This is a genomic window from Micromonospora sp. NBC_00389, assembly GCF_036059255.1.
In the GTDB taxonomy this organism is placed as follows: Bacteria; Actinomycetota; Actinomycetes; order Mycobacteriales; family Micromonosporaceae; genus Micromonospora.
The window spans coordinates 4,114,836-4,138,795 of record NZ_CP107947.1 but is presented as its reverse complement, the minus strand read 5'-3'; the positions used below and the strand labels follow the sequence as shown (position 1 = coordinate 4,138,795).

At 72.9% G+C, this 23,960-nt stretch carries 19 protein-coding genes and 1 pseudogene; 3 read left to right on the top strand and 17 right to left on the bottom strand.

Annotated elements, in window-relative coordinates:
- Positions 1-59: 59 nt before the first annotated feature.
- The 8 genes from der to ald all read right to left on the bottom strand — a co-directional run bounded on the left by der (position 60) and on the right by ald (position 8,459).
- Positions 60-1,463, bottom strand: a complete 1,404-nt coding sequence (gene der / locus OG470_RS19630) for a ribosome biogenesis GTPase Der (RefSeq protein WP_328414265.1) — start codon at positions 1,461-1,463, stop codon at positions 60-62.
- Positions 1,460-2,140: a (d)CMP kinase gene (cmk, locus tag OG470_RS19625; protein WP_328414264.1), complete on the bottom strand. Its 681-nt coding sequence runs from the start codon at positions 2,138-2,140 to the stop codon at positions 1,460-1,462. The genes der and cmk overlap by 4 nt, the downstream gene beginning before the upstream one ends.
- Positions 2,141-2,335: 195 nt before the next feature.
- The gene (locus OG470_RS19620; protein ID WP_328414262.1) at positions 2,336-3,106 is read right to left on the bottom strand and encodes a pseudouridine synthase; all 771 of its coding nucleotides are present in this window, start codon (positions 3,104-3,106) and stop codon (positions 2,336-2,338) included.
- A complete protein-coding gene (scpB, locus tag OG470_RS19615; RefSeq protein ID WP_328414260.1) occupies positions 3,093-4,127 on the bottom strand; it encodes an SMC-Scp complex subunit ScpB in 1,035 nt (344 codons plus the stop codon). Before scpB ends, OG470_RS19620 begins: the two co-directional genes overlap by 14 nt.
- Positions 4,120-5,193, bottom strand: coding sequence for a segregation and condensation protein A (locus OG470_RS19610; protein ID WP_328414258.1), 1,074 nt, complete (start codon positions 5,191-5,193; stop codon positions 4,120-4,122). The genes scpB and OG470_RS19610 overlap by 8 nt, the downstream gene beginning before the upstream one ends.
- Positions 5,194-5,234: 41 nt before the next feature.
- The gene (locus OG470_RS19605; RefSeq protein WP_328426481.1) at positions 5,235-6,158 is read right to left on the bottom strand and encodes a ParA family protein; all 924 of its coding nucleotides are present in this window, start codon (positions 6,156-6,158) and stop codon (positions 5,235-5,237) included.
- Between the two features lie 181 nt (positions 6,159-6,339).
- A complete protein-coding gene (locus tag OG470_RS19600) occupies positions 6,340-7,323 on the bottom strand; it encodes a site-specific tyrosine recombinase XerD (protein ID WP_406081793.1) in 984 nt (327 codons plus the stop codon).
- 20 nt (positions 7,324-7,343) lie between these two features.
- On the bottom strand, positions 7,344-8,459 hold the full coding sequence (gene ald / locus OG470_RS19595) for an alanine dehydrogenase (protein ID WP_328414256.1): 1,116 nt from the start codon (positions 8,457-8,459) through the stop codon (positions 7,344-7,346).
- Between the two features lie 293 nt (positions 8,460-8,752).
- On the opposite strand from ald, the gene OG470_RS19590 reads away from it, so the two are divergent.
- Positions 8,753-9,010 (top strand): TM2 domain-containing protein, encoded by a 258-nt coding sequence (locus tag OG470_RS19590; RefSeq protein WP_328414254.1) that lies wholly within the window; start codon positions 8,753-8,755, stop codon positions 9,008-9,010.
- 95 nt (positions 9,011-9,105) lie between these two features.
- Here the strand turns inward: OG470_RS19590 and OG470_RS19585 are convergent, their stop codons facing one another.
- The 6 genes from OG470_RS19585 to OG470_RS19560 all read right to left on the bottom strand — a co-directional run bounded on the left by OG470_RS19585 (position 9,106) and on the right by OG470_RS19560 (position 17,867).
- The gene (locus tag OG470_RS19585; protein WP_328414253.1) at positions 9,106-9,711 is read right to left on the bottom strand and encodes an NUDIX hydrolase; all 606 of its coding nucleotides are present in this window, start codon (positions 9,709-9,711) and stop codon (positions 9,106-9,108) included.
- Positions 9,708-11,459: a CTP synthase gene (locus OG470_RS19580; protein WP_328414251.1), complete on the bottom strand. Its 1,752-nt coding sequence runs from the start codon at positions 11,457-11,459 to the stop codon at positions 9,708-9,710. Before OG470_RS19580 ends, OG470_RS19585 begins: the two co-directional genes overlap by 4 nt.
- A gap of 163 nt (positions 11,460-11,622) precedes the next feature.
- The gene (locus OG470_RS19575; RefSeq protein WP_328414249.1) at positions 11,623-14,112 is read right to left on the bottom strand and encodes a hypothetical protein; all 2,490 of its coding nucleotides are present in this window, start codon (positions 14,110-14,112) and stop codon (positions 11,623-11,625) included.
- Positions 14,112-15,296, bottom strand: coding sequence for a glycosyltransferase family 4 protein (locus OG470_RS19570; RefSeq protein WP_442930915.1), 1,185 nt, complete (start codon positions 15,294-15,296; stop codon positions 14,112-14,114). Before OG470_RS19570 ends, OG470_RS19575 begins: the two co-directional genes overlap by 1 nt.
- Complete coding sequence (gene murJ, locus OG470_RS19565; protein WP_328414247.1) at positions 15,293-16,999, bottom strand: murein biosynthesis integral membrane protein MurJ; 1,707 nt, start codon at positions 16,997-16,999, stop codon at positions 15,293-15,295. The genes OG470_RS19570 and murJ overlap by 4 nt, the downstream gene beginning before the upstream one ends.
- Before the next feature lies 1 nt (position 17,000).
- Complete coding sequence (locus OG470_RS19560) at positions 17,001-17,867, bottom strand: hypothetical protein (protein WP_328414245.1); 867 nt, start codon at positions 17,865-17,867, stop codon at positions 17,001-17,003.
- A 47-nt stretch (positions 17,868-17,914) separates the two neighbouring features.
- Between OG470_RS19560 and OG470_RS19555 the strand changes: the two are divergent.
- Both OG470_RS19555 and tnpB read left to right on the top strand, forming a co-directional pair.
- Positions 17,915-18,340, top strand: a pseudogene (locus OG470_RS19555) (IS607 family transposase); the annotation flags it as partial.
- Positions 18,337-19,788 carry an IS607 family element RNA-guided endonuclease TnpB gene (tnpB, locus tag OG470_RS19550; RefSeq protein WP_328414243.1) on the top strand — a complete coding sequence of 484 codons (1,452 nt, stop codon included), beginning with the start codon at positions 18,337-18,339 and terminating at the stop codon, positions 19,786-19,788. The pseudogene OG470_RS19555 and the gene tnpB, both read left to right, overlap by 4 nt.
- Before the next feature lie 80 nt (positions 19,789-19,868).
- Here tnpB and OG470_RS19545 read toward each other — a convergent pair whose 3' ends face one another.
- From OG470_RS19545 to recN, 3 genes are all read right to left on the bottom strand, one after another.
- Entirely contained in the window at positions 19,869-20,810 is a 942-nt protein-coding gene (locus tag OG470_RS19545) for a copper transporter (RefSeq protein ID WP_328414242.1), read from the bottom strand.
- A 27-nt stretch (positions 20,811-20,837) separates the two neighbouring features.
- Positions 20,838-22,016, bottom strand: a complete 1,179-nt coding sequence (gene steA / locus OG470_RS19540) for a putative cytokinetic ring protein SteA (RefSeq protein ID WP_328414240.1) — start codon at positions 22,014-22,016, stop codon at positions 20,838-20,840.
- 119 nt (positions 22,017-22,135) lie between these two features.
- Positions 22,136-23,893: a DNA repair protein RecN gene (gene recN / locus OG470_RS19535; protein WP_328414239.1), complete on the bottom strand. Its 1,758-nt coding sequence runs from the start codon at positions 23,891-23,893 to the stop codon at positions 22,136-22,138.
- Positions 23,894-23,960 lie beyond the last annotated feature (67 nt).

Here is a 23,960-nt window from a genome sequence, read left to right as displayed (position 1 = left end):
GGGTGGGGAGAAAAGTGCCGGATGGGCTAGGACCCATCCGGCACTTTGCAGAGAGAACGTCAGCCGTGTGCCTTGCCTCGGCCGCCGGGGCCGAGCTTCTTGCGGGGGCGGACCGAGATCTCGATCGGGCTGCCCTCGTACCCGAACTCCTCGCGGAGCTTGCGCTCGACGAAGCGCTGGTAGCCGGCGTCCAGCGGGGCGGTGGTGAAGAGCACGAATCGCGGCGGTGCCACTCCGGCCTGGGTGGCGAACAGGATGCGCGGCGCGCGCCCACCGCGGATCGGGTGCGGGGTGGCCTGCACCAACGCGGTCAGCCACTGGTTGAGGTGCGCGGTCGGTACCCGGGTCTCCCAGCTGGCCAGCGCCTTGTTCAGCGCCGGGGCCAGCTTGTCGACCGCCCGGCCGGTCATCGCCGACAGGTTCAACCGGATCGCCCAGGGGATGCGGCGCAGCTCCCGGTCGATCTCCTTGTCCAGGTAGTACCGGCGGTCGGCGTCGACCAGGTCCCACTTGTTGAACGCGATGACCAGCGCCCGGCCGGTTTCGGTGACCATCGACAGGATCCGCTGGTCCTGCTCGCTGATCGGTTCGCTGGCGTCCAGCAGCACCACGGCCACCTCGGCGGCCTCGATCGCCGCCGCGGTGCGCAGGCTGGCGTAGTACTCGGTGCCGCTGGCCTGGCCGACCCGCTTGCGCAGCCCGGCCGTGTCCACCAACTGCCAGGTCTGACCGCCGATCTCGACCAGGCTGTCCACCGGGTCGACGGTGGTGCCGGCGACCGAGTCGACGACCGCCCGCTCCTCGCCTGAGAAGCGGTTGAGCAGGCTGGACTTGCCCACGTTCGGCCGCCCGACCAGCGCCACCCGGCGCGGCCCGCGCGGCCGGTTCTCCACGATCGCCGGCGCCTCCGGCAGCGCGGCGAGGATGGCGTCCAGCAGGTCGCCCGAGCCCCGTCCGTGCAGCGCGGAGACCGGGAACGGCTCGCCGAGGCCCAGCGACCAGAGCGACGTCGCCTCCATCTCGATGGAGGTGTTGTCGGCCTTGTTCGCCACCAGGATCACCGGCTTGGCGCTGCGTCGCAGCATCTTCACCGCGGCCTCGTCCACGTCGGTGGAGCCCACCATCGCGTCGACCACGAAGAGCACCACGTCGGCGGTCACCACCGCCGTCTCGGCCTGCGCCGCGATGGCCGCGGCCCGGTCCTTCGCGTCCGGTTCCCAACCGCCGGTGTCCACCACGGTGAACGCCCGGCCGTTCCACTGCGCGTCGTACGGCACCCGGTCCCGGGTCACCCCGGGGATGTCCTCGACGACCGCCTGCCGTCGGCCGATGATCCGGTTGACCAGTGTGGACTTACCCACGTTGGGGCGGCCGACCACGGCCACCACCGGCTGCGGGCCGGTCGGTTCCTCGACGGCGATGTCGGGCTCACGCAGCTCGACCCACCCTGCACCCTCGCTCATGCCACGCTCCGCTCGGTGAGCAGGTCCCGCAGCTGGGCCACGACCTCGTCGATGCCCAACTCGGTGGTGTCCAGCACCACGGCGTCCGGGGCCTGGGCCAGCGGGTTGACCTTGCGGGTCGAGTCGAGCCGGTCCCGGCGGGCCAGGTCCGCGGCGGTGGCCGCCACGTCGGCGGCGTCCTCGGCGCTGCGCCGGGCCGCCCGGGCCGCCTCGGAGGCGGTCAGGAAGACCTTCAGGTCGGCGTCCGGCGCCACCACCGAACCGATGTCACGGCCCTCGACCACGATCCGGCCGGCGTTGCCGATCATCTCGCGCTGCCGGCCGACCAGCAGCTCGCGGACCGCCGGCACCGCGGCGACGGCGGAGACCGCCCCGGTCACCTCGGCACCGCGGATCTCCGCGTCCACGCCCACCCCGTCGACGGTCACGCCGTACCCCTGCGGGTCGGTGCCGACGCGCAGATCCACCTCGCCGGCGACCTTCGCCACCGACGCGGCGTCGGTGAGGTCGACGCCGGAGCGCAGCACGGCCCACGTGATCGCCCGGTACATCGCCCCGGTGTCCAGGTAGCGCGCACCGATGCTGACGGCGAGCCGCCGCGAGACGGTGGACTTACCCGAACCGGACGGCCCGTCCACGGCGACCACACATCGCCCGGCCCGTACGTTTTCCTCCACCGTCGTCCTCCTCAGCCCGTACCTCACGGATCGCCGGCCTTCCGGCGCCGCAAGCGGTTTGTTTATCGTCATCAATCATGCCCGCAGCTCGCCGCGCACCGCGCGCGGTGCCGCGCGACGCGACCCGCGCCACCCGCGCGGCCGGCGTCCGGGCCGTCGGGGAGCCTACCGAAAGCCGTACCCCGAACCCGGGGGTCAGTCACCCACCGCGTTGAACAGGGCGGCGACCTCGGCGTTGGTCAACCGCCGGATCCGCCCGGTCCGCAGGTCACCCAGCCGGATGGGCCCGATCGAGGTACGTACCAGCCGCGTGACCGGGTGTCCGACCTCGGCCAGCAACCGCCGGACGATGTGTTTGCGCCCCTCGTGCAGGCTCAGCTCCACCTGGGCGGTCTTGCCCAGGGTGTCGATCACCTTGAACGAGTCGACCTTGACCGGCCCGTCCTCCAGCTCGACGCCGGCCAGCAGCCGCTTGCTCAGGTTGCGCGGGATCGGCCCGACCACCTCGGCGAGGTAGGTCTTCAGCACCTCGTACGAGGGGTGCATGAGCTTGTGCGCGAGGGTGCCGTCGTTGGTGAGCAGCAGCAGGCCCTCGCTGTCCGCGTCGAGCCGCCCGACGTGGTAGACCCGCTGCTCCACCCGGTTGCCAATGAACTCGGCCAGCTCGTTGCGTCCCTTATCGTCCGCCATGGTGGTAACCACCCCGCGCGGCTTGTTCATCGCCACGTAGACCAGGCGAGTGTCGACCTGGAGGCGCTCGCCGTCCACGTGGATCACCGCGGTGGCCGGGTCGACCTTGTCGCCGAGCTTGGCCACCCGCCCGTCCACGGTGACCCGGCGGCGGAAGATCAGGTCCTCGCAGGCACGCCGGGAACCCACGCCGGCGGCGGCGAGCACCTTCTGCAGGCGCTCGGCACCCTCGTAGACGGGGGCGTCGGGTTTGGGGGAACGGTTATCGGGTCGCATCAGCAAGCTCTTCTACGTCGTCGGGCAGGAAGGGTGCGAGTGGCGGCAGCTCGTCGACGGTGTTCAGCCCGAGCTTTTCCAGGAACAGCGTGGTGGTCCGGTAGAGGAACGCCCCGCTGTCCGGTTCGGCGCCGCACTCCTCGACAAGGCCGCGAGTTACCAGCGTACGGATGACCCCATCGCAGTTCACACCCCGGATGGCCGAGATCCGCGAACGGGTCACCGGCTGCTTGTAGGCGACCACGGCGAGCGTCTCCAGCGCCGCCTGGGTCAGCCGTACGGACTGCCCGTCCAACACGAACCGTTCGACATAGGTCGCGTATTCCGGCCGGGTGTACAGCCGCCATCCGCCAGCCGCCCTACGCAGCTCGAACCCGTGCCCGGCGGCGGTGTAGCCGGCGGCGATCTCGTCGAGCATCGGCCCGACCCGCTCAGCCGGCTGCTCCAGCACCTGGGCCAGGATCAACTCGCTGACCGGCTCGTCGACCACCAGCAGGATCGCCTCCAGCGCGCCGCGCAGCTCGGCGTCGGACAGCTCCGGCGCGGGCTCCGGCACGACCGGCGCCCGCCGCCGCCCCGCCGCCAGCCGATGGGGTACGTCCCCAGCGCCGCTCTCCCCCACGGCCGCGCCCGCTTCGCCCTCTCCAGCCTCATCGGGCTGACGGGGCTTGGCCTCATCGGCGCCGGCCACCGCACTGGTCTCTGTCGCATCGGGCTCACTGGACGCATCGCGCTCAGCCGCCTCGTCGCGCTCAATGGGCTCGGCGGGCTCATCTGCCACGCCAAACTCGTCGGACTCGGCAGAGATCTTGGAAAATTCCGGCCCCTGGAGGGGTGGCTGCCCTCCACGATCTTCCGCAGCGGGCGTTGGGGTCGTGACAGACGTCTCCGGCGGCAGTTCGGCCGCGGGGTCTTCGTCGGCTTCCGGAGAGGTGGGAGCGGGCGGGCGGGGGCGCTCCCACGGGGGGACCCAGGCGGCGGCCTGGTCGGCCAGGGAGTCCTGGCGTTCCTCGTCACTCATCCCGCTCACCCTCCGTCGTTTCCGTCCCGTCCGGTCCCCCGACCTCGCCCACCAACGCGTCGGTCGGCTCCTGCTCCGTCAGCACGGCCTCCGGCTCCACCCCCGTCAGCACGCCATCCGGCTCCGGGTCGATGGGCACCACCTGCGCGGCGGTTGACTCCTGCTCGGCCGGGGTGCCGGCGTACTCGTCGACGTGCAGTTCGGTGTCGCCGTCAGCCGGGCCGGTCCAGCGTACGGTCAGCTCCTCCAGGGCCTGCTCCTGCACGAACTCCACCAGGCCCTCCCGGTAGAGCTCCAGCAGCGCGAGGAAGCGGGCCACCACCTCCAGCGTGGCCTCGCAGTCGGCGCAGAGCAGCGAGAAGGTCGCCGTGCCGGCCCGGCGCAGCCGGGCGGCGAGGATCGCCGCATGCTCCCGGACGCTGACCCGGACCATGTGCACGTGGGCGATGGAGACCTCCGGCACCGGCTTCGGGGTCATCGCCTTCACGGCCAGCTTCAGCAGTCGCTGTGGGCCGATGCCGAGCACCAGGTCGGGCAGCGCCTCGGCGTACCGGGGCTCCAGGCTGACCGCCCGTGGGTACCGCCGACCGCCGACCGCCTCCAGCTCGGCGATGTGCGCCGCCGCCTCCTTGTACGCCTTGTACTGCAACAGCCGGGCGAAGAGCAGGTCCCGCGCCTCCAGCAGGGCGAGGTCCGCCTCGTCCTCCACCTCGGCTGCGGGCAGCAGCCGCGCGGCCTTCAGGTCGAGCAGGGTGGCGGCGATCAGCAGGAACTCGCTGGCCTCGTCCAGGTCCCATTTGTCGCCCATGGCTCGGATGTAGGCGATGAACTCGTCGGTGACCTTGTGCAGGGCCACCTCGGTGACGTCGAGTTTGTGCTTGCCGATCAGTTGCAGCAGCAGGTCGAACGGGCCGGTGAAGTTGGCCAGCCGGACGGTGAAGCCGCTGACCTCGGGGGCGTCTCCGGCGGGCAGCACACCGTCGACCTCGGCGGCCAGCTCGGCGGCGACCGTCGGGGCGGTGGCCTCGGGCGGCCCGGCCGGCGGGTCGAGGGGTGGCGCGGTCACCGGACGACCGTAGTCCACGAGACGGACACCGGGCGTTCCGGCTACCGCTCCGACTGGGCGGCGATCACCTCACGGGCCAGCTGACGGTAGTTGCGCGCCCCGGAGGACGCCGGGTCCAGGGTGGTGATCGGAGCACCGGCCACGGTGGACTCGGGGAACTTCACCGTCTTGGTGATGACCGTCTGGTAGACCTTGTCGCCGAACGCCTCCACGACCCGCTGGAGCACCTGCCGGCAGTGCGTGGTGCGGCTGTCGTACATGGTGGCGAGGATGCCCTCGAGCTCCAGGTCGAAGTTGAGCCGCTCGCGCACCTTGTCGATGGTGTCCAGCAGCAGCGCCACACCGCGCAGGCTGAAGAACTCGCATTCGAGCGGGATGAGCACCCCGTGCGCGACGGTCAACGCGTTGATCGCCAGCAGGCCGAGCGAGGGCTGGCAGTCGATCAGGATGTAGTCGTACTCCTTGCGGACCGTGCGCAGCACCCGGGCCAGGGCCATCTCCCGGGCCACCTCGTTGACGAGCTGGATCTCGGCGGCGGAGAGGTCGATGTTGGCCGGCAGCAGGTGCAGGCCCGCCACGTCGGTCTTGATCACGACGTCCTCGGCGAGGATGTCGTCCTGCATGAGCAGGTTGTAGATGGACAGGTCGAGGTTGTGCGGGTTGACCCCCAGCCCCACCGAGAGCGCGCCCTGCGGGTCGAAGTCGACCAGCAGCACCTTGCGGCCGTACTCGGCCAGCGCCGCGCCCAGGTTGATGGTGGTGGTGGTCTTGCCGACGCCGCCCTTCTGGTTGGCCATCGCGATGATGCGCGCCGGGCCGTGCCGATCGGTGGGCATCGGCTCGGGGATGGGCTTGCGCATTGTGTAGGCCGCCGGATCCGCCGGACCCAGGTCCGCACCGAGCGTGGCCTGCTGCTCGCGGAGCTCCGACGTCCAGGTCTCGGCACGGTCACCGTTGCCAGCCATGTCCTCGTTTGCCCCCTCCCGACGACCCACCCGGCGTCGGAGCCGTCCGACGTCCTTCGCGGCGCCGCTGCGCACCCCGGTCGTGTCGCCCCAGGAGGTCCGCGCCGATGCCGACTGTACGCCACCGACCAGCAGGGGGTTCGGCACCGGCCCGGCGTGTCGGGACCGACCCCGACCGGGCTCAGCCGAGGGCGCGCGGGTGGGCGGTGGCGTACACCTCGCGCAGCCGCTCCACAGTGACCAAGGTGTAGACCTGGGTGGTGGTCACCGACGCGTGACCGAGCAACTCCTGGACCACCCGTACGTCGGCGCCGCCGTCGAGCAGGTGGGTGGCGTAGGAGTGGCGCAGGGTGTGCGGGGAGACCGCGGCGGGCCCGTCGACCGGTAGCCCGGCCCGGCCGGCGGCGCGGCGCAGGATGGCCCAGGCGCCCTGCCGGGTCAGCGCTCCGCCGCGCGCGTTGAGGAAGACCGCCGGGGTGCCCCGGCCGGCGGCGGCCAGCCCGGGCCGGGCCCGGACCAGGTAGGCGCGCACCGCCTCGACGGCGTACCCGCCGATCGGCACCAGCCGCATCCGGCCGCCCTTGCCGCGCAGCAGCGCGGTGCCCTCGTCGGTGTCGAGGTCGTCCACGGCGGCGCCGACCGCCTCGGAGATCCGCGCGCCGGTGCCGTACAGGAACTCCAGCAGCGCCCGGTCGCGGAGCGCGAGCGGCGCACCGTCACCGGTCGCGGTGACCGGGCCGGCGGTCTCCAGCAGCCGGACCACGTCGTCGACCGGCAACGCGCGGGGCAGCCGGCGCGGCGGGGTGGGCGGGCGGACGTCGCGGCTGGGGTCGGCGCCGGCCAGGCCCTCCCGCAGGGCGAAGCGGTGCAGGCCGCGCACCGCGCTGGCCGCGCGGGCGGCGGAGGAGACCGCCAGCGGGGGGTGCGCGTCGTCGCCGGCGCGCAGCCGGGCCAGATGCGATTCGACGACGCCGGCGCCGACCGACGCGAGGTCGGCGACGCCGGCATCGACCAGGGTCGCGAGGTAACGGTCCAGATCCCGGCGGTACGAGGCCAGGGTGTTCGCGGACAGTCCACGCTCGACGGTGAGGTGGTCGAGGTAGCCGCGCACGGCACGGCGCAGGGCCGGCGCGGGCTGCTCGCCCGCGCCGGCCGGGGCCGCAATGCCGGTCAGCCCGCCACCGCTCAGGCCAGCGCGTCGGCCAGCGGGAGCACGCTCATGCCGTGCGCCTCGGCGACCGGGCCGTAGGTGACCTGGCCGTCGTGGGTGTTCAGGCCCAGCGCCAGCGCCGGGTCGCGGCGCAGCGCCTCGCGCCAGCCCTGGTTGGCCAGCTCCAAGGCGTACGGCAGGGTGACGTTGGTCAGCGCGTAGGTGCTGGTGTTCGGCACCGCGCCGGGCATGTTCGCCACGCAGTAGAAGATCGACTCGTGCACTTTGTAGACCGGGTCGGCGTGCGTGGTCGGGCGCGAGTCCTCGAAGCAGCCGCCCTGGTCGATGGCGATGTCGACGAGAACGCTGCCCTGCTTCATCCGGGAGACCAACTCGTTGGAGATCAGGGTCGGCGCCTTGGCACCGGGCACCAGCACGGCGCCGATGACCAGGTCGGCGTCGAGCACGGCCCGCTCGATCTCGTACGCGTTGGACGCGACGGTCTGCAGGTGGCCGCGGTAGATGGCGTCGGCCTGGCGCAGCCGGGCGACGTTCTTGTCCAGCAGCAGCACCTCGGACTGGAGGCCCAGCGCGATGGCAGCGGCGTTCATGCCGGAGACACCGGCGCCGATGACCACGGTCTTGGCCGCGTACACGCCCGAGACGCCGCCGGGCAGCACGCCGCGTCCACCGCCGGTACGCATCATGTAGAAGGCGCCCACCTGCGGGGCGAGCCGGCCGGCCACCTCGGACATCGGGGCGAGCAGCGGCAGCGACCGGTCGGGCAGCTCGACGGTCTCGTACGCGATGGCGGTGACCTTCCGGTCGACCAGCGCGTCGGTGCAGACCTTGGAGGCGGCCAGGTGCAGGTAGGTGAAGAGCACCTGCCCCTCGCGCATCCGGTGGTACTCCTCGGCGATCGGCTCCTTGACCTTGAGCACCAGCTCGGCGGTCTCCCACACCTCGTCGGCGGTGGCCAGGATCTTGGCGCCCGCCGCGGCGAACTCCTCATCGGTGATGCTGGAGCCGACCCCGGCGCCGGACTCGACGAAGACCTGGTGACCGCTGCGGGTGAACTCGTTGACGCCCGCCGGCGTGATCGCCACGCGGTACTCGTGGTTCTTGACCTCGCGAGGGATTCCGACCTTCACGATGCAGACACCTCTCTTCGGGGCTGCTCTCCCCCGACTGCTCGGTGCCGCGATGGCCCCATTGCCACCACGGTCCACCGGTCCCGCCGGCGGCAGTCTAGGCGCGCCCGGCGCCGCCGCGAGCCAGCACAGTGGCAATCGGTGCCCGGGTGTCCTGACGGAGTGTCAGGGCGACCGACCGGGCCGGCGGTGGGAGGCCACCTCAGCCGACAGGACAATGTTCGCCCATTATCGTCCCATCTGGCGGATACCGGTGCGGACAAGGAGCGAGTGGATCACTAGTGTGTCGGCCCATGACCACTCCTCAATACCAGCCGGGGTACGCCCCCGGTTACTCCGACAAGAGCAAGGTCGTCGCGGGCATCCTCGGCATCCTGCTCGGCACCTTCGGCGCCGGTCGGTTCTACACCGGACACACCAAGATCGCTGTGCTGCAGCTCGTGGTGAGCCTCGTGACCTGTGGCGTCGGGGCGCTCTGGGGCGTCATCGACGGCATCCTCATCCTGGTGAACGGCGGCACGGACGCGCAGGGCCGGCCGCTGCGCGACTGACCCGCCGGACCAACAGCGAAGGGGCCCCGCGGCGTGCCGCGGGGCCCCTCTGCGCGTACTCCTCGCCGGTGCCACGTGTGCGGCCCCGGCGACTCTCAGCGCGGCAACGGCGTGTCCGCGCGGCGCAGCGCCGACCAGCCGGTGTCCCGGGCCCGGGCCGTGGCCAGCAGCCCGGCCACCGCGGAGGCGTTGGTGATCTCGCCGGCCAGGACCATGCCGACCGCCTCGTCCAGGTCGATCCGGACGATCTGGAGGTCGGCCTCCTCGTCGCTGCGCTCGTGGCGCTCATCGGCCGGCACGTCGGCCAACTCCCGGGCCAGGTAGACCCGGACCAGCTCGTTGGTGAACCCGGGTGAGCTGTGCAGGTCGACCAGCGCGTCGATGCGGCCGGCGGTGAGGTCGGCCTCCTCGGCCAGCTCCCGCAACGCGGCGGCCGGCAACTCCTCGCCGGAGACGTCCATCAGCCCGGCCGGAAGCTCCCACAGGTGCCGCCCGACCGGGTGCCGGTACTGCCGGATCAGCACCACCTGGCCGGCGTCGTCGAGCGCCACCACGGCCACCGCCCCGACGTGCCGCACGAGGTCCCGCCGCGCGGTCCCGCCGCCCGGCATGGTCACCTCCTCGCTGACCACGGTGAAGATCCGGCCCCGGTAACGCTCCTCGCTGGAGCGCACCTCGTAGCGGTGCTCGACAGCGCTCACGACGCGGACGTTGCCTTCGTCGCGGCGCCGTTGCGGGCGGCCTTACGCGCCGTCGGGGCCTCCGTGGCCGCGTCCAGGTCGACCGGCAACTGGTCGGCCTGCGAGTACGCCACGGCGGCCTTGACGAACGAGGCGAACAGCGGGTGCGGGCGGGTGGGGCGGCTCTTCAGCTCCGGGTGCGCCTGGGTGGCCACGAAGAACGGGTGCAGACCCCGGTCCAGCTCGATGAACTCGACCAGCCGACCGTCCGGCGAGGTGCCGGAGATGTGCAGGCCGGCCTTGGTCAGCGCGTCGCGGTAGGCGTTGTTCACCTCGTAGCGGTGCCGGTGCCGCTCGCTGATGTCAGTGCTGCCGTACGCCTCGGCGACGATCGAGCCCTCGGTCAGCGTCGCGGGGTACGCCCCGAGCCGCATGGTGCCGCCCAGGTCGCCCTTGCCGGCGACGATGTCCTCCTGGTCGGCCATCGTGGCGATGACCGGATGCTTGGCCTGCTCGTCGAACTCCAGGGAGTTGGCGCCGTCCAGGCCGGCCAGGTGGCGGGCCACGTCGATGGTCATGCATTGCAGGCCGAGACAGAGGCCGAGCAGCGGGATGCCGTTCTCCCGGGCGTACCGGGCGGTGCCGATCTTGCCCTCGATGCCGCGTACCCCGAAGCCGCCGGGGATGAGGATGCCGTCCACGCCGGCCAGGGCCGCCGCGGCGCCGGCCGGGGTGACGCACTCGTCGCTGGGCACCCAGCGCAGCTGCACCCGGGCCCGGTGGCCGAAGCCGGCCGCCCGGATCGCCTCACTCACCGACAGGTACGCGTCGGGCAGGTCGACGTACTTGCCGACCACCGCGACCGTGACCGTGTGCCGGGGCCGGTGCACCCGCTCCAGCAGGTCGTCCCAGCTGGCCCAGTCCACGTCCCGGAAGGAGAGCCCGAGCCGGCGCACCACGTACGCGTCCAGCCCCTCACGGTGCAGCACCTTCGGGATGTCGTAGATGCTCGGCGCGTCCGGCGCCGCGACGACCGCCTCGGCGTCGACGTCGCAGTAGAGCGACAGCTTCTCCTTGAGCTTCTGCGGGATCTCCCGGTCGCAGCGCAGCACGATGGCGTCCGGCTGGATACCGATGTTGCGCAACTGCGCCACCGAGTGCTGGGTCGGCTTGGTCTTCAGCTCACCCGACGGCGCCAGGTACGGCACCAGCGAAACGTGCAGGTAGAAGCAGTTGTCCCGGCCCAGGTCGTGGCGGACCTGACGGATCGCCTCCAGGAACGGCAGCGACTCGATGTCGCCGACCGTGCCGCCGACCTCGGTGATCACCACGTCGGGCAGGTGACCGTCGTCGTCCGGGTCGGCCATCGCCACGATCCGCGACTTGATCTCGTTGGTGATGTGCGGGATGACCTGGACGGTGTCACCCAGGTACTCGCCGCGCCGCTCCTTGGCGATCACGTCGGAGTAGATCTGGCCGGTGGTGACGTTCGCCTTACCGGACAACGCCCGGTCCAGGAACCGCTCGTAGTGCCCGACGTCGAGGTCGGTCTCGGCGCCGTCCTCGGTGACGAAGACCTCGCCGTGCTGGAACGGGTTCATCGTTCCGGGGTCGACGTTGAGGTAGGGGTCGAGTTTCTGCATCACCACGCGCAGCCCGCGCGCGGTCAACAGGTTGCCGAGGCTGGAGGCGGTGAGGCCCTTACCCAGCGAGGAGGCGACGCCCCCGGTGACGAAAATGTGCCTGGTCGTCCGTGCTGATGGGGCCAAGGCCTGCTCCCGTGTCGTCTGTCGCGGTCATGCAGACCGCCGTGCTTGATCAGCAAAATTGATCACGCGATCCACGGGATTCCACGGTAACACCTCCCGAGCGGGTACTCGAAGGCCGCACCCGGCTGGGACACCAACGGGCCATCACGACGACGCCCGACGCTCAGGGAGCGGCCACCTCGCTCGACGACCGGGTGCCCTCCCGGGGCGGCCCCGCCACCGTCGGGGTGACCTCCTCCGACGGATCGGCCGGTCGCTGCGCCGGCGCCACGGGCGACCCCGCCGGGGCGTTCGGCATCGGCCCTCCCGAGGGCGGCTCAACCGGTTCGTCAGCGCTGGAGCCGTCGCTGACCCGGTCAGCCGGCACGTCGGGAACCGCGGGTGACGCGACCGGCCGTGGTGGACCGGCGGGTGCGCCGCTGATCGGACGGGGGTGCACCGCGCCCAAGGGCCCACCACCGCCGGTCGGGCCGTCACCACCACCGGCCGGACCAGCGCCGCCGGAGCCGGAGCCAGAATCGTCGTCGGCACCGTCGTCACGAGCGCGGCTCCCGCCCGGACGGGTCCGGTCGGCGGCGTGCCCGAGCACCCGCAGCGAGGCCAGCGCGGCCATCGGCACCACCAACGCGGCGGCGGCGCCCGCGACGTCCAGCGCCGCGCCGTCAAGCACGCCACCGAGCACCGCGGCGACCGCGGTGCCGGCCAGTGCGGCCCGGACGGCCGGGTAGATGCCGAACAGCCGCATCAGCCCGCCCCACGGCTGCAACAGGGCGAACCACACCAACAGCGCCCCGGCCAGAGCCAGCACGGTCAGCGGACTGTTGACCAACGTCTCGAAGTTCTCCGTGCTGGACCGGTGCATGGCGAACCCGCCGGTGCCGTCGCCGACGGCGGACAGGAACCGGCCCAGGCTGCCCCGCTCCGCCGCCGGACGGCGCAGGTCCACCACGGCGAAGCCGATGCCGACCGCCAGGGCGGCCATGGTGGCCCAGGCCAGCCGGCTGATCGTCAACCAACCGCCAGCGCTGATCACCGCGGCCACGCTCAGCCCGGCGGTGAGCGCGATCGCACCGATCGGGTCGGCACCCAGATACGGGCTCCCGACCACCACCACGGCGAGCCCACCCACGGCCACCATCACCGCCGGCCGCCAACCGCGGTGCACCCGCTGGGCGAGCCAGCCACCACTCAACAGCGCGCCGGCCAGGAACACCCCCAGCCCGACCGTGCTCAGGCCGGCGTACCGGCCACCCTGCAACGCCGAGTAGCCGACCACCCCGTTGAGCTGCAGGCGGGCGCCGGTGAGCACGTCCAGCCCGACGACGAGGGTGGTGAGGCCGGCCACCGCGCCGAACGGGCCGAGGGTGCCGGCGTACCCGGGGGTGAACCGGACCGCCGCGGTGCCGGCCGCCACCAGCAGCGCGGTGACACCGGCGAAGATCCAACCGGGGTGCTCGCCCCGCCACCAGGGCACCGCGTCGGCGAGCAGCGCGGCCGGCACGGTCAACGCCGCCGCCACCAGCACCAGCTCCGCCACCGACATGACCCGCCCGGACACCGGCGTCGGCCCACTCGGGCCCGCGTGCGGGCGTGCCCGGCGCAGCAGCGGCAGCACCGCGAGGGCCAGCAGCACCTGCACCCCGGCGAGCAGGGTGAAGAACCCACCGGAGACCGTCCGCTGGGCGGCCGCCTCCCGGTCGGCGTCCGCCGGAGCGTTGATCGCCTCCGCCAGGTCGGCCGGACGACCGTCCGTACTCACCGCCGCCCGGCCGAGGAAGAGCCGCTCCGGCATCGGCCGACCCAGCGCGGCCAGGGCGGTCGGTGCGAGGTCGACAAGTTGCAGGTACCCGTCCCGCCCCGTGCTGGCCGAGGTGAGCCAGCCCCGCTCCCAGCCCGGCCCGTCGGCGACCGCCACGTGCAACCGGGACGGCTGGGCGGTGTCGGAGATCCCGGCGACCAGCACCAGCGACCGCGGCGGCCGGGCAGCCAGCACCCGAGCCAGCTGAGCGTCCGCCGCACGGGCCTCCTCGGCGCGCACCGCAGGGTCGGACCCGTCGACCGTGCCCAGGTCGACGATGCTCAGCACACACGAGCCGAGCAGCCCACGCGGATCCTCCGGCAGCGCGGAGGCGTACCGGTCGACCCGGCCGAACGGGCGGGCGGCGGCCACGGCCGCGCCCGGGCCGACCGCGACCGAGCAGCGCACCGACTCCGCCAGCGACCCCGGCACTGTGCCCCAGGGCAGCACCTGCTGGTTGTAGTGGACCACGCTCTCCTGGTCGGGCAGGTTCGCGCCGATGCCGTCCGGTTGCTCGACGGCCACCCCCGTCGCCGGGCAGCCGCCGGCCGTCCGGCTGCCGTTCCAGGCCGCGAAGCTGCCCGCGCCCAGGGTCAACCACCCGTCCACGGGGCAGGTGGGCCGGTGCGCGGAGCGCACCGACAGGGAACCGATCGACCCGTCCTGGGCCATCCGCCACAGCGTCGGGGTGCTCTGCGGATCCACGTCCTCCCAGCGCAGCCCCGCGATCCCGGCGAGCACCACGAAGTCGGCGGTGCGCTGCGGGGTGCCCTGGGGTGGGCGGGCCGCCAACGCGGTGATGCCCAGCGCCACCACGAGCACGGTCAACAGGGCGGGGGCGAGTCGGCGCAGCATCACCGGTGTCCCGTCATCGGGGCGTCGGAGTCCGGGGCCGCCGGACCGGCAGGGTCCGCGGCCAACTCGCCGTACAGGGCGGCCAGCGCCGCGACGGTGTCCGCCTCGGTGGGCCACGTCGCCGCCCGCTCGGCGCCGCGCCGGCCCAACTCGGCGCGGGCCGCCGGGTCGTCCAGCAACGCGCGCACCGCCGCGTCGACCGCGTCCACGTCGCCGGCGGGGACCAGCGTGGCGGCGTCGCCGACCAGCTCCGGCAGCCCGCCGACCGCGGTGGCCACCAGCGGTACGCCGGCCCGCAGCGCCTCCTGCGCGAAGAGCTGCCGGGCCTCCCAGTCGCTGGTCACCACCGCGAGGTCCGCGCCGGCGAGCAGGTCGGCCACATCGGTGCGGTGCCCCAGCAGGGTCACCGGGGCGCGGGCCGCGGACGTCCGGGCGGCCAACGGCAGGTAGGCCGGGCCACTCCCGGCGATCACCACGACCGGCGGCGGTGTGCGGGTACGCCAGCGGGCCGCCGCGTCGATCAGCACGTCGTAGCGCTTCTGCGGGTGCAGCCGACCGACCGAGACGATCAGCGGCTGATCCGGGCGGACGCCGAACTCAGCCCGGACGGCGGCCGGACGTCGGCGCGGCGCGGGCAGCGCCGGCGCGGCGACCGGGGCGAGCCGGGCATCGGCGGCGCCCAGCGCGGCAGCCCGTTGCACCAGGTCCGCGGAGGCGCCGAGGGCCACCCGGGCACCCCGGGCCACCACCCGCTCGGCGAGCCGGGACACACCGCCCCGCAGCCCGCCCGCGAGCACCGCGTTGTGCCAGGTGACGATCAGCGGGGCGGACGGGCGGGCCAGCACGGCCACCAACCCGGCCCGCAGCCCGTGCGCGTGCACCACATCGACCTGCTCGGCGGCGAGCGTCCGGCGCAGGGCGAGCACCGCGCGCGCGTCGGCCGGGGTCGGGCTGGCCGGGATCTCCACCGGCTGGAAACGCGCGCCGACACCGGCGAAGTCGAACTGCTCCTGCGTCGCCGCCGGCCCGCAGACCAGCACGCTCGCGCCGGCCGCCACGAGACCACGCGCCACCGAACGGACGTGCTGACCCACTCCGCCGGTGCTGGAGGCGAGCAGCAGCGCAATGGTGCCCGACCATCCGGTGGGCAGAATGGGCAGACCCGGCTCACTCCTCGCGCTCACCGAGACACCGTCTCCTTCCCGTCGCCCCGCTCCGGGGGGACCGTGCCCGGCGGCGGCGTGCCGGCCCGGTCCCGCGACCCCCGCCGGCCCGCCCGGCCCAGGCGCCGCAGCACCCCGACGAGCAGTGGCCGTACGTCCCGCCGGTCGACGAACCAGACCACGGCGAGGAACACGGCCCCGACCAGAACCCCGGACAGCATGCCCTGACCGAGTGCCGCCGCCATCGTCGGGGTGCCGCCGCCCGGCGTGTCGAGCCAGCGGGTGAGGCCAAGCCCGGCGAGCGCGGCGAGCACCCCACCGAGGCCACCGGCCGCCCCGGCCCGAGCCGCGCCGGCCAACGCCGGACGGCCGGCGCTGCGCCACACCGCCACGACCAGCAGCGCCCCGAGCACCAGCATGCCCACCGAGTTGGCGGCCGTCACCGCGAGCACCCGCTCCCGCAACGGCAGCAGCACGCCGAGCAGCAGGACGGCGGCGGGAACCACCAGCCAGCCGACCGCCGTGGCCACGGTCGCCGCCCGGGTCTCCCCCCGGGCGTAGAGCGCCCGGGTGAGCACCGCGAACAGGCCGTAGCCGAGCAGACCCGGGGCGAACCCAATGATTGCGGCGGCGGCGGTCGACGCGGTCGACGCGTTGTTGAAGAAAAACTGCCCGATCGGCCCGGCGGTGCCGATCAGCGCGGCCGCGCCGAGGCAGCTGAACAGGAGCACCCCGCGCACGGCCGGCGCGAGGGTCGCCCGGTAGGTGTCCTCATCCCCGGCAGCCTGGGCGGCGACCAGGGTCGGGTACGCGGCGATGGCCAGCGGCACCGCCAGCACCGCCCAGGGCAGCAGATAGACGGTCTGCGCCAGGTTGTACACCCCGGGGTTGGTCTGCGCGCCGTAGGTGACCTGGTGGAGGCTGACGATCAGCGCGATCTGCTGCGCGCTGACGGTGACCGCGCCGGCCACCGCCAGGCCGCCGACCCGGGCCCGCGCGGCGGCGGGGAACCCGAACCCGGGCCGCAGGCGCAGCCGCAGCCGCCGGACCGGAATCAGCAGCGACAGCGACAGCACCACCACGCCGAGGGTGGTGCCGGCCGAGAGCAGCAGCTCGCCGCTGGGGGTCACCCCGCCGACGGTGGCCAGTCGGCCCTGGGTCGCGGTGAACCCCAGGTAGACGACGATCACGGTGAGGCTGGACAGCAGCGGGGCGAGCACCGGCCAGGCGAAGCGGCGGTGCGCCTGGAGCACCCCGGTGAGCACGATGCCGACGCCGTACAGCGGCAACTGCGGGGCGAAGACCCGCAGCATCCGGGCGCCGCTCTGCTGCTGGGCGGCGGTCAGGCCGTCGCCCAGCGACCCGATCAGCGGCCCGGCGAACAGCACGACGAGCACGGCGAGCGGCACCAGCAGGGCCAGCGTCCAGCTCAGCAACGCCCCGGTGGTCCGGGCCACCGCCGTGCGGTCGCCGACGGCGACCGCACCGGCCAGCAGCGGTACGACCAGGCTGGCCAGCGCTCCCCCGGCGACGATCTCGAAGATGAAGTTCGGCACCGCGTTGGCCACCACGTAGGCGCCGCCGAGGTCGGTGGGCGCCAGGCTCCAGGTGAACACGGCGGTACGGCCGAAGCCGGCGAGCCGGCTGAACACGGTGAGGACGGCGATGAGCGCGGCTGCCCCGGCCAGCCGGCCGGCGCCGGCGAGGGGTGCCGGTGTGGTCACGTCAGTCGGCGCGCCGGCCCAGTGCGTCAAGCTCCCGCAGCCCCGGGGTCCGCTGAATCACCGACGTGAAGCTGACCTTCTCACTGGCGGCGGTGAGACCGGCGAGCACGGCGAGCAGCCCCGCCCGGCCGAGCGGGCCGGTCCGGGCGGCGAGCGCGACGCCGAGCAGCGCACCGAGCGCGTTCGCGCCGCTGTCGCCGACCATCACCTCCTCGCTCAGGTCATCGCGGAGCAGGCCGGCGGCGGCACCGACCGCGCCCGCGGCGATCCCGCCGTGCGGGCCTGTGGTCAGTGGCGCGCCGAGCAGGAGCCCGGACTTGAGGGCCCGGCCGGGCCGCAGGTCGAGCAGGTTGAGCAGGTTGGCGGTGCCGGCGATCACCCCGGCGCCGAGCAGCACGTCCACGCCGCGGCCGAACGCGCCGTGGCGCTGGCGGCGCGGGTGCGCGGCGACCCGGGGGTCGGCGGCGAGCAGCGCGGCGGCTCCCAGCCCGGCGGCGCCCACGCCGACGACCTTGATCAGCCCGGCGGTGACCCGCCCCTCGCGCAGCGCGGCGAGGTGGCCGGCGAAGCCCTTGGACGCCTTCTGCTCCGGCCGCGCGCCGACCACGTCGTCATACAGCCCGACGCCGCCGGCGCCGAGGCCGGCGACCAGGGCGGCCCCACCGGAGGCGGCGCTGGTGGAGCCGAACGCGCTGGCGGCGGCCGCACCGGCGGCGAGCGCCGGCCCGGCGGCCAGGGTCACCGTCCGGCCGCGGAAGTTGGTGCGCCCCAGCGCGGGCGCGACCGGGGCGGTGCGGACCTCGCGCAGCGCGTAGCGGGCGGCGGCGGCACCGGCGCCGGCGATCAGCAGCCGGCCCAGCACACTCACGCCGACGCCTCGTCGGTTTCGGACACGGGGTTTGTAACAGTCGCGCGTTGTATCATCGCCTATCAACTTTCGCTTGGAATAATCCAGACCTGGATCGGCAGGTTGCCCGTGTGGTTGTGGGAGTGACCAAGCTCGGGCTTGCCGTGGGCGAAGTCGTCACCGAGGTCGGCTCCGGGCTGAACGGCCGGCGGCGCAAACTCGCCCGCGTGCTGGCTGACCCCGAAGCGGTGGTGATCGTGGTGGAGCACCGCGACCGCCTGGCCCGTTTCGGTGTGGAGCACCTGGAGGCCGCCCTCGCCGCGTCCGGGCGTCGCCTGATCGTCCTCGACGCGCAGGAAGCCAGCGGTGACCCGGTGCGGGACATGAGCGAGGTGCTGACCTTGATGTGTGCCCGCCTGTACGGCCGCGGCTCGGCCCGACACCGGGCCGACGCTGCGTTGCGGGCGGCTGAGGCCGCGGGGGATGTGGGGTGAAGAAGTTCCGGCCACGGCCGGGCTTCGTGGTGCAGGCGTACCGGTTCGCCCTGGACCCCAACGCCGCGCAGGAGCGGGCGTTGCGCTCGCACTGCGGCGCGGCACGCGCCGCCTACAACTGGGCGGTGGGCTGGGTGTCGGCGTCGTGGTGGCAGCGCCGCGCCGAGGCGTCCTACGGGCTGGCCGAGCCGGAGTTGACCGAGTGGCGGCCGTGGTCGCTGATCGCCCTGCGTAAGGAGTTCAACCAGGTCAAGAAGACCGACCCGCGGTTTGCTGGCTGGTGGGAGGAGAACTCCAAGGAGGCCTACAACACCGGGCTGGCCAACGCCGCCGCCGCGTTCGACAACTACGCGAAGTCGAAGCGCGGGCAGCGCAAGGGCCGACGGATGGGCATGCCGCGGCGCAAGTCCAAGCACCGGGCGGGGTTGTCGTGCCGGTTCACCACCGGCGCCATCCGCGTCGAGCCCGATCGTCGGCATGTCACCCTGCCCAGACTGGGCACGATCCGCACCCACGAATCCACACGCAAGCTTGAGCGCCGTATCGCCGTCGACACCGCCCGCATCCTCTGCGCAACGGTCAGGTTCGAGCGGGGGCGCTGGTTCGTCTCCTTCCAGGTCGAGGTCGAACGCGCCGCACGCACCCCGACCCGCCAGGACGTCGCCGTCGGGGTGGACCTGGGCGTGAAATGCCTCGCCGTCCTCGCCGACAGCCAGGGCGAGATCCGCCATGTGCCCAACCCCGGGCACTACGACGCGGCGGTCAAACAGCTCAAGCGGCTCTCCCGCCGCGTCTCGCGCCGCCGAGGACCGAACCGGCGCACCGGCCAGACCCCTTCCCGCAGTTGGTTGAAAGCCAACGCGGAACGAAACCGGCTGCACCATCGGGTGGCGAACCTGCGCGGCGACGCGCTGCATAAACTCACCACCAAGATCAGCGCCGAGTACGGCACGGTTGTGGTCGAAGACCTCAACGTCGCTGGGATGCTGCGCAATCGGCGCCTGGCGCGGAAGATCGCCGACGCCGGATTCGGGGAAATCCGGCGGCAACTGACGTACAAGGCCGGCTGGAACGGTGGACGGATCCACGTCGCCGACCGCTGGTTCCCTTCCTCGAAGACCTGCTCCACGTGCGGCGCGGTGAAAGCCAAGCTGCCGCTGCACGTGCGCACTTTCCGCTGCGACGTGTGCGGCCTGGTCGCCGACCGGGACGCTAACGCCGCCTGCAACCTCGCCGCCCTCGCGGCGGCCAGCTCGACCGGTACCGCAGTGGCCGGAGACCGGGGCGCGCAAGCGCCGAACCCTCGTGGAGCCGACCAGAAGACCCGCGCCACCCGCCCCGGCCGAAAGGTTGGGGCGGGGCGGGCAGGTGGCGCAACCCTGCCGACATGTCGGCAGGCGGAAGCGAGAGACCGTCATCAGGACGCCGCGACCCTCACGTTGTGGTGACACCGTTACGGACCTTCCCTGCGGAAACGCACGGATTGCTGAGACCTGACGATGGGATCAGCAACGGGTACGTCGTTCGCTCACTGGGGCAGTCTAGGCAGCAGCGAGGCGGCGTTGTCGCCGACGCCGTACTGGCCGGCCTTCTTCTCGGTGAGTTGCTGCACGAGGGCGAGGCTGGTGACCAGCTGGCCCTGCACGGTGTTGGCGTTGTCGACGGTGGAGATCGTCTGGGCCAGCACCGGGTCACCGCGGACCACGGCCACTAGGTTGCCGCCGACGGAACCGTTGCCGCCCACCACGATCGACCCGGTGCGGTCGAACTGCTCGGCGATCTTGACGACCGACTCGTCCCGCTTCTCGGAGTCCTTGTCGACGTACGGCTGGCCGCTGACCACGACGACGGCCTCCGCCGAGCCGGTGACCTTGTTGTTGTCGGTGGTCAGGTAACCGGCGTTGTTGTACGCGGCGAGCACCGCCCGCCGGTCGGCGTCGCTGACCGGTGCGGCGCCCTGGGCCCGGTCCAGCAGGACGCTGGCCAGCAGCGCGCTGGAGGTCTCCACACCGTGCCCGTTGCCCGGCAGGCCGGTGGTCTGCGCGGTCGGCCGGGCGGCGGTGACGGCCAGCTCCAGGAGGTTGGAGTTGTTGTCCGGGTTGATGAACTTGTCCTGCAGGTCGACCCGGCCGGTGATGGTGGCCCCGGCGAGCTGGAGCTTCTTGAGTACGCCGTCGGTGTGGTCACGCCCGTTGGGCAGGCTGAGCACCACGACCCGGCGCCCGGCGAGGGTGCCCGGCAGGACGACCTGGGACATCTCCTCGGCGAACTCCTCCTCCAGACCGAGCTGCTTCTCCATGTTGTTGACCGTCTGGCGCCACTGCTGGTTGTCCTTGCGCAGCCCGGTGACCTGCTCCTTGAGCGAGTCGGCGACCGGGCCGTTGAGGGCGGCTGTGCCGACCACCAGGCCGATCGCCAGAGCCAGGAAGACCGCGGTGAGGGACACCACGTGGTAGCGGAAGTTGATCACGCTTGCAGCCTCTTGATCGGTCGGGAACTAGAAAAGCCGGTACAGCTGGAACACGAAATTGTCCCACCACTCGGCGGCCACGCCCAGGTAAGCCTTACCGACGGTGGAGACGGCCACCGCGGAAGCCATCGCCGCGATCGCCGAGAGCACCAGCAGCAGCAGCGACGAACCGGAGATGCTCTGCCGGTAGAGCCGGCTCACGCCCTTGGCGTCGACCAGCTTGCCGCCGACCTTCAGCCGGGTCAGGAACGTCGAGGCCATTCCGCCGCGACCCTTGTCCAGGAATTCGACCAGCGTGGCGTGGGTGCCGACCGCGACCAGCAGCGAGGCGCCCTTCTCGTCGGCCAGCAGCATGGCCAGGTCCTCGCTGGTCGCCGCGGCCGGGAAGGTCACGGCCGGGACACCGAGGCCATTGACCCGGGGCAGGCCGGGCGCCCGCCCGTCCGGGTAGGCGTGCACGATCACCTCGGCGCCGCAGCGCAGCACGTCGTCGGTGACCGAATCCATGTCCCCGATGATCATGTCGGGGGTGTAGCCGGCCTCGACCAGCGCGTCCGCGCCGCCGTCGACGCCGATCAGCACCGGCTTGAACTCCCGGATATACGGGCGCAGCACGTCCAGGTCGGCCTTGTAGTCGTAGCCGCGCACCACGATCAGGCAGTGCCGGCCCTGGACCTGGGTCTGGATCTCCGGCACGCCCACGCCGTCGAGCAGCAGGTCGCGCTCCTGGCGGAGGTAGTCCATGGTGTTGGCGGCGAACGCCTCCAACTGGACCGACAGCCCCTCCCGGGCGTCGGCCATCGCCTTGGCGACCGACTCGGCGTCCTGCAGGCTGCCGTGCGCCACCGGCTCGTCCCCGGCGAAGACCGTGTTGCCCTCGATCCGGACCTGGTCGCCCTCGCGGATCTGCTCGAAGACGCCCTCCCCGAGGTCGTCCAGGAGCGGAATGCCGGCGGCGATCAGCACCTCCGGGCCGAGGTTGGGGTAGCGGCCGGAGACCGACGGCTTGGCGTTGAGCACCGCCGCGACCCCGACGGCGACCAACGAATCGGCCGCCACCCGGTCCAGGTCGACGTGGTCGATGACCGCGATGTCACCCGGGCGCAGCCGGCCGACCAGGCGTTTTGTCCGGCGATCAAGGCGCGCGGTGCCGAGGACTCTGCCCGGCTCCGCGTTCCGGTGCCGGCGCAACGTGGGTAGACGCATCGTGACCATCCTGGCATGTGGGGCAGGCTTTTCTGTCGCGACATGCCTGAGCAGGGCCGCCTACCCAGGGAAGCACACGTCGGCGCACGCCGGTGTGCTTGCCATCACAATACGCGGCGTCACGGACGCCTTTCCTTCGCCGCCACGGCCAGAAGCTCCTCAGCGTGGGCGATACCCAGATCCGAATCGGGTAAACCAGCTAGCATCCGAGCCAGCTCCCGGGCCCGTTCGGTGTCCTCCACCACCCGCACCCCGCTGGTGGTCACCGCGCCACCGGTGTCCTTCGCCACCACCAGGTGCCGGTCGGCGAACGCGGCAACCTGCGGCAGGTGGGTGACGACCAGCACCTGGTGGCTGCGGGCCAACCGGGCCAGCCGCCGGCCGATCTCCACCGCCGCCTGACCTCCGACCCCCGCGTCGACCTCGTCGAAGACCAGCGTGGGCGGGCCACCCGAGCCGGCGAAGACCACCTCGATGGCGAGCATCACCCGGGACAGCTCACCGCCGGAGGCACCCCGCTGCAACGGCAGCGACGGCGCGCCCGGATGGGCGAGCAACCGCAGCTCCACCTCGTCGCCGCCGTCCGGGGCGACGCCCACCTCGACGCCGTTGACCGACAGGGCCGGCTCGGCCCGCCCCGCCGGGCGGGGCAGCACCGCCACCTCGATCCGGGCGTGCGGCATGGCCAGCCCGGCCAGCTCGACGGTGACCTGGTCGGCGAAGCGGACCGCCGCCTCCTGTCGGGAGGTCGACACCCGCCCGGCCAGGTCGGCCACCTCACCGGCCAACCGCTGACCGTCGCGCTCCAACTCGTCGAGCAGGTCATCGGAGGTGTCCAGGTCGGACAGTCGGGTGCGGGCCCGCTCGGCCCACGCGATCACCCCGTCGACGTCGTCGGCGTACTTGCGGGTCAGCGCGCGCAGCGCGGCACGCCGCTCGTAGACGTGCTGCAATCTGGCCGGGTCCGCGTCGAGCGTCGCCAGGTACGCCGACAGCTCGGCGGAGACGTCGGTGACCAGGGTGGCCGCCTCCTCCAGCCGGGCCGCCAGCTCGCCCAACGCCGGATCGGTGCCGGCCTGCGCCTCAAGGGTGCGCCGGGCGGTGCCGAGCAGCACCGCCGCGTCCGGTGTCTCGTCGGCCGCCTCCGCGCCGCCCGCCACGCACTGCTGAGCCACCTGCGCGGCCGTGCGCAGCCCCTCGGCGTGCTCCAGCCGCTGCGCCTCGGTCTTCAGCTCGTCATCCTCACCGGGCTGCGGATCGACCCGGGTGATCTCGTCGAGGCCGAGCCGCAGCAGGTCAGCCTCCTGGTTGCGCTCACGGGCGTTGCGCCGTCGGTCGGCCAGGTCGTCGACCACCCGCCGCCACCCGGTGTATGCCTCACGCAACGCGTCGAGCAGCTTCTCGTGCGCCGGGCCGGCGAAGCGGTCCAACGCGGCCCGCTGCTCGGCCGGACGCAGCAGCCGCAACTGGTCGGACTGGCCGTGCACGGCCACCGCCTGCTCGCCGACCTCACCGAGCATCGACACCGGCATGCTCCGGCCACCGAGATGGGCGCGGGACCGGCCCTCCACCGTCACCGTGCGACTCAGCAGCAGCGAGCCGTCCTCGTCGGGCTCGCCGCCGGCATCGGTGATCCGGGCGTGCACCGCGTCCGCGACGCGGCCCTCCAGACGCAGCCGGCCTTCCACCACAGCCCGGCCAGGCTGGGCACGAACCCGCCCGGCGTCGGCCCGGCCGCCGAAGAGCAGGCCGAGGCCAGTAACCACCATCGTCTTGCCCGCACCGGTCTCGCCGGTGATGACGTTCATGCCGCCGGTCAACGGCAGCGTGGTGTCCTCGATGACGCCCAGTCCGGTGATGCGCAGCTCTTCCAGCACAGCACCCGACAGTAGACGCGAGGCCCGACAGTTGACCAGCCGACCGGCCCGCGGACGGGCCGCAGTA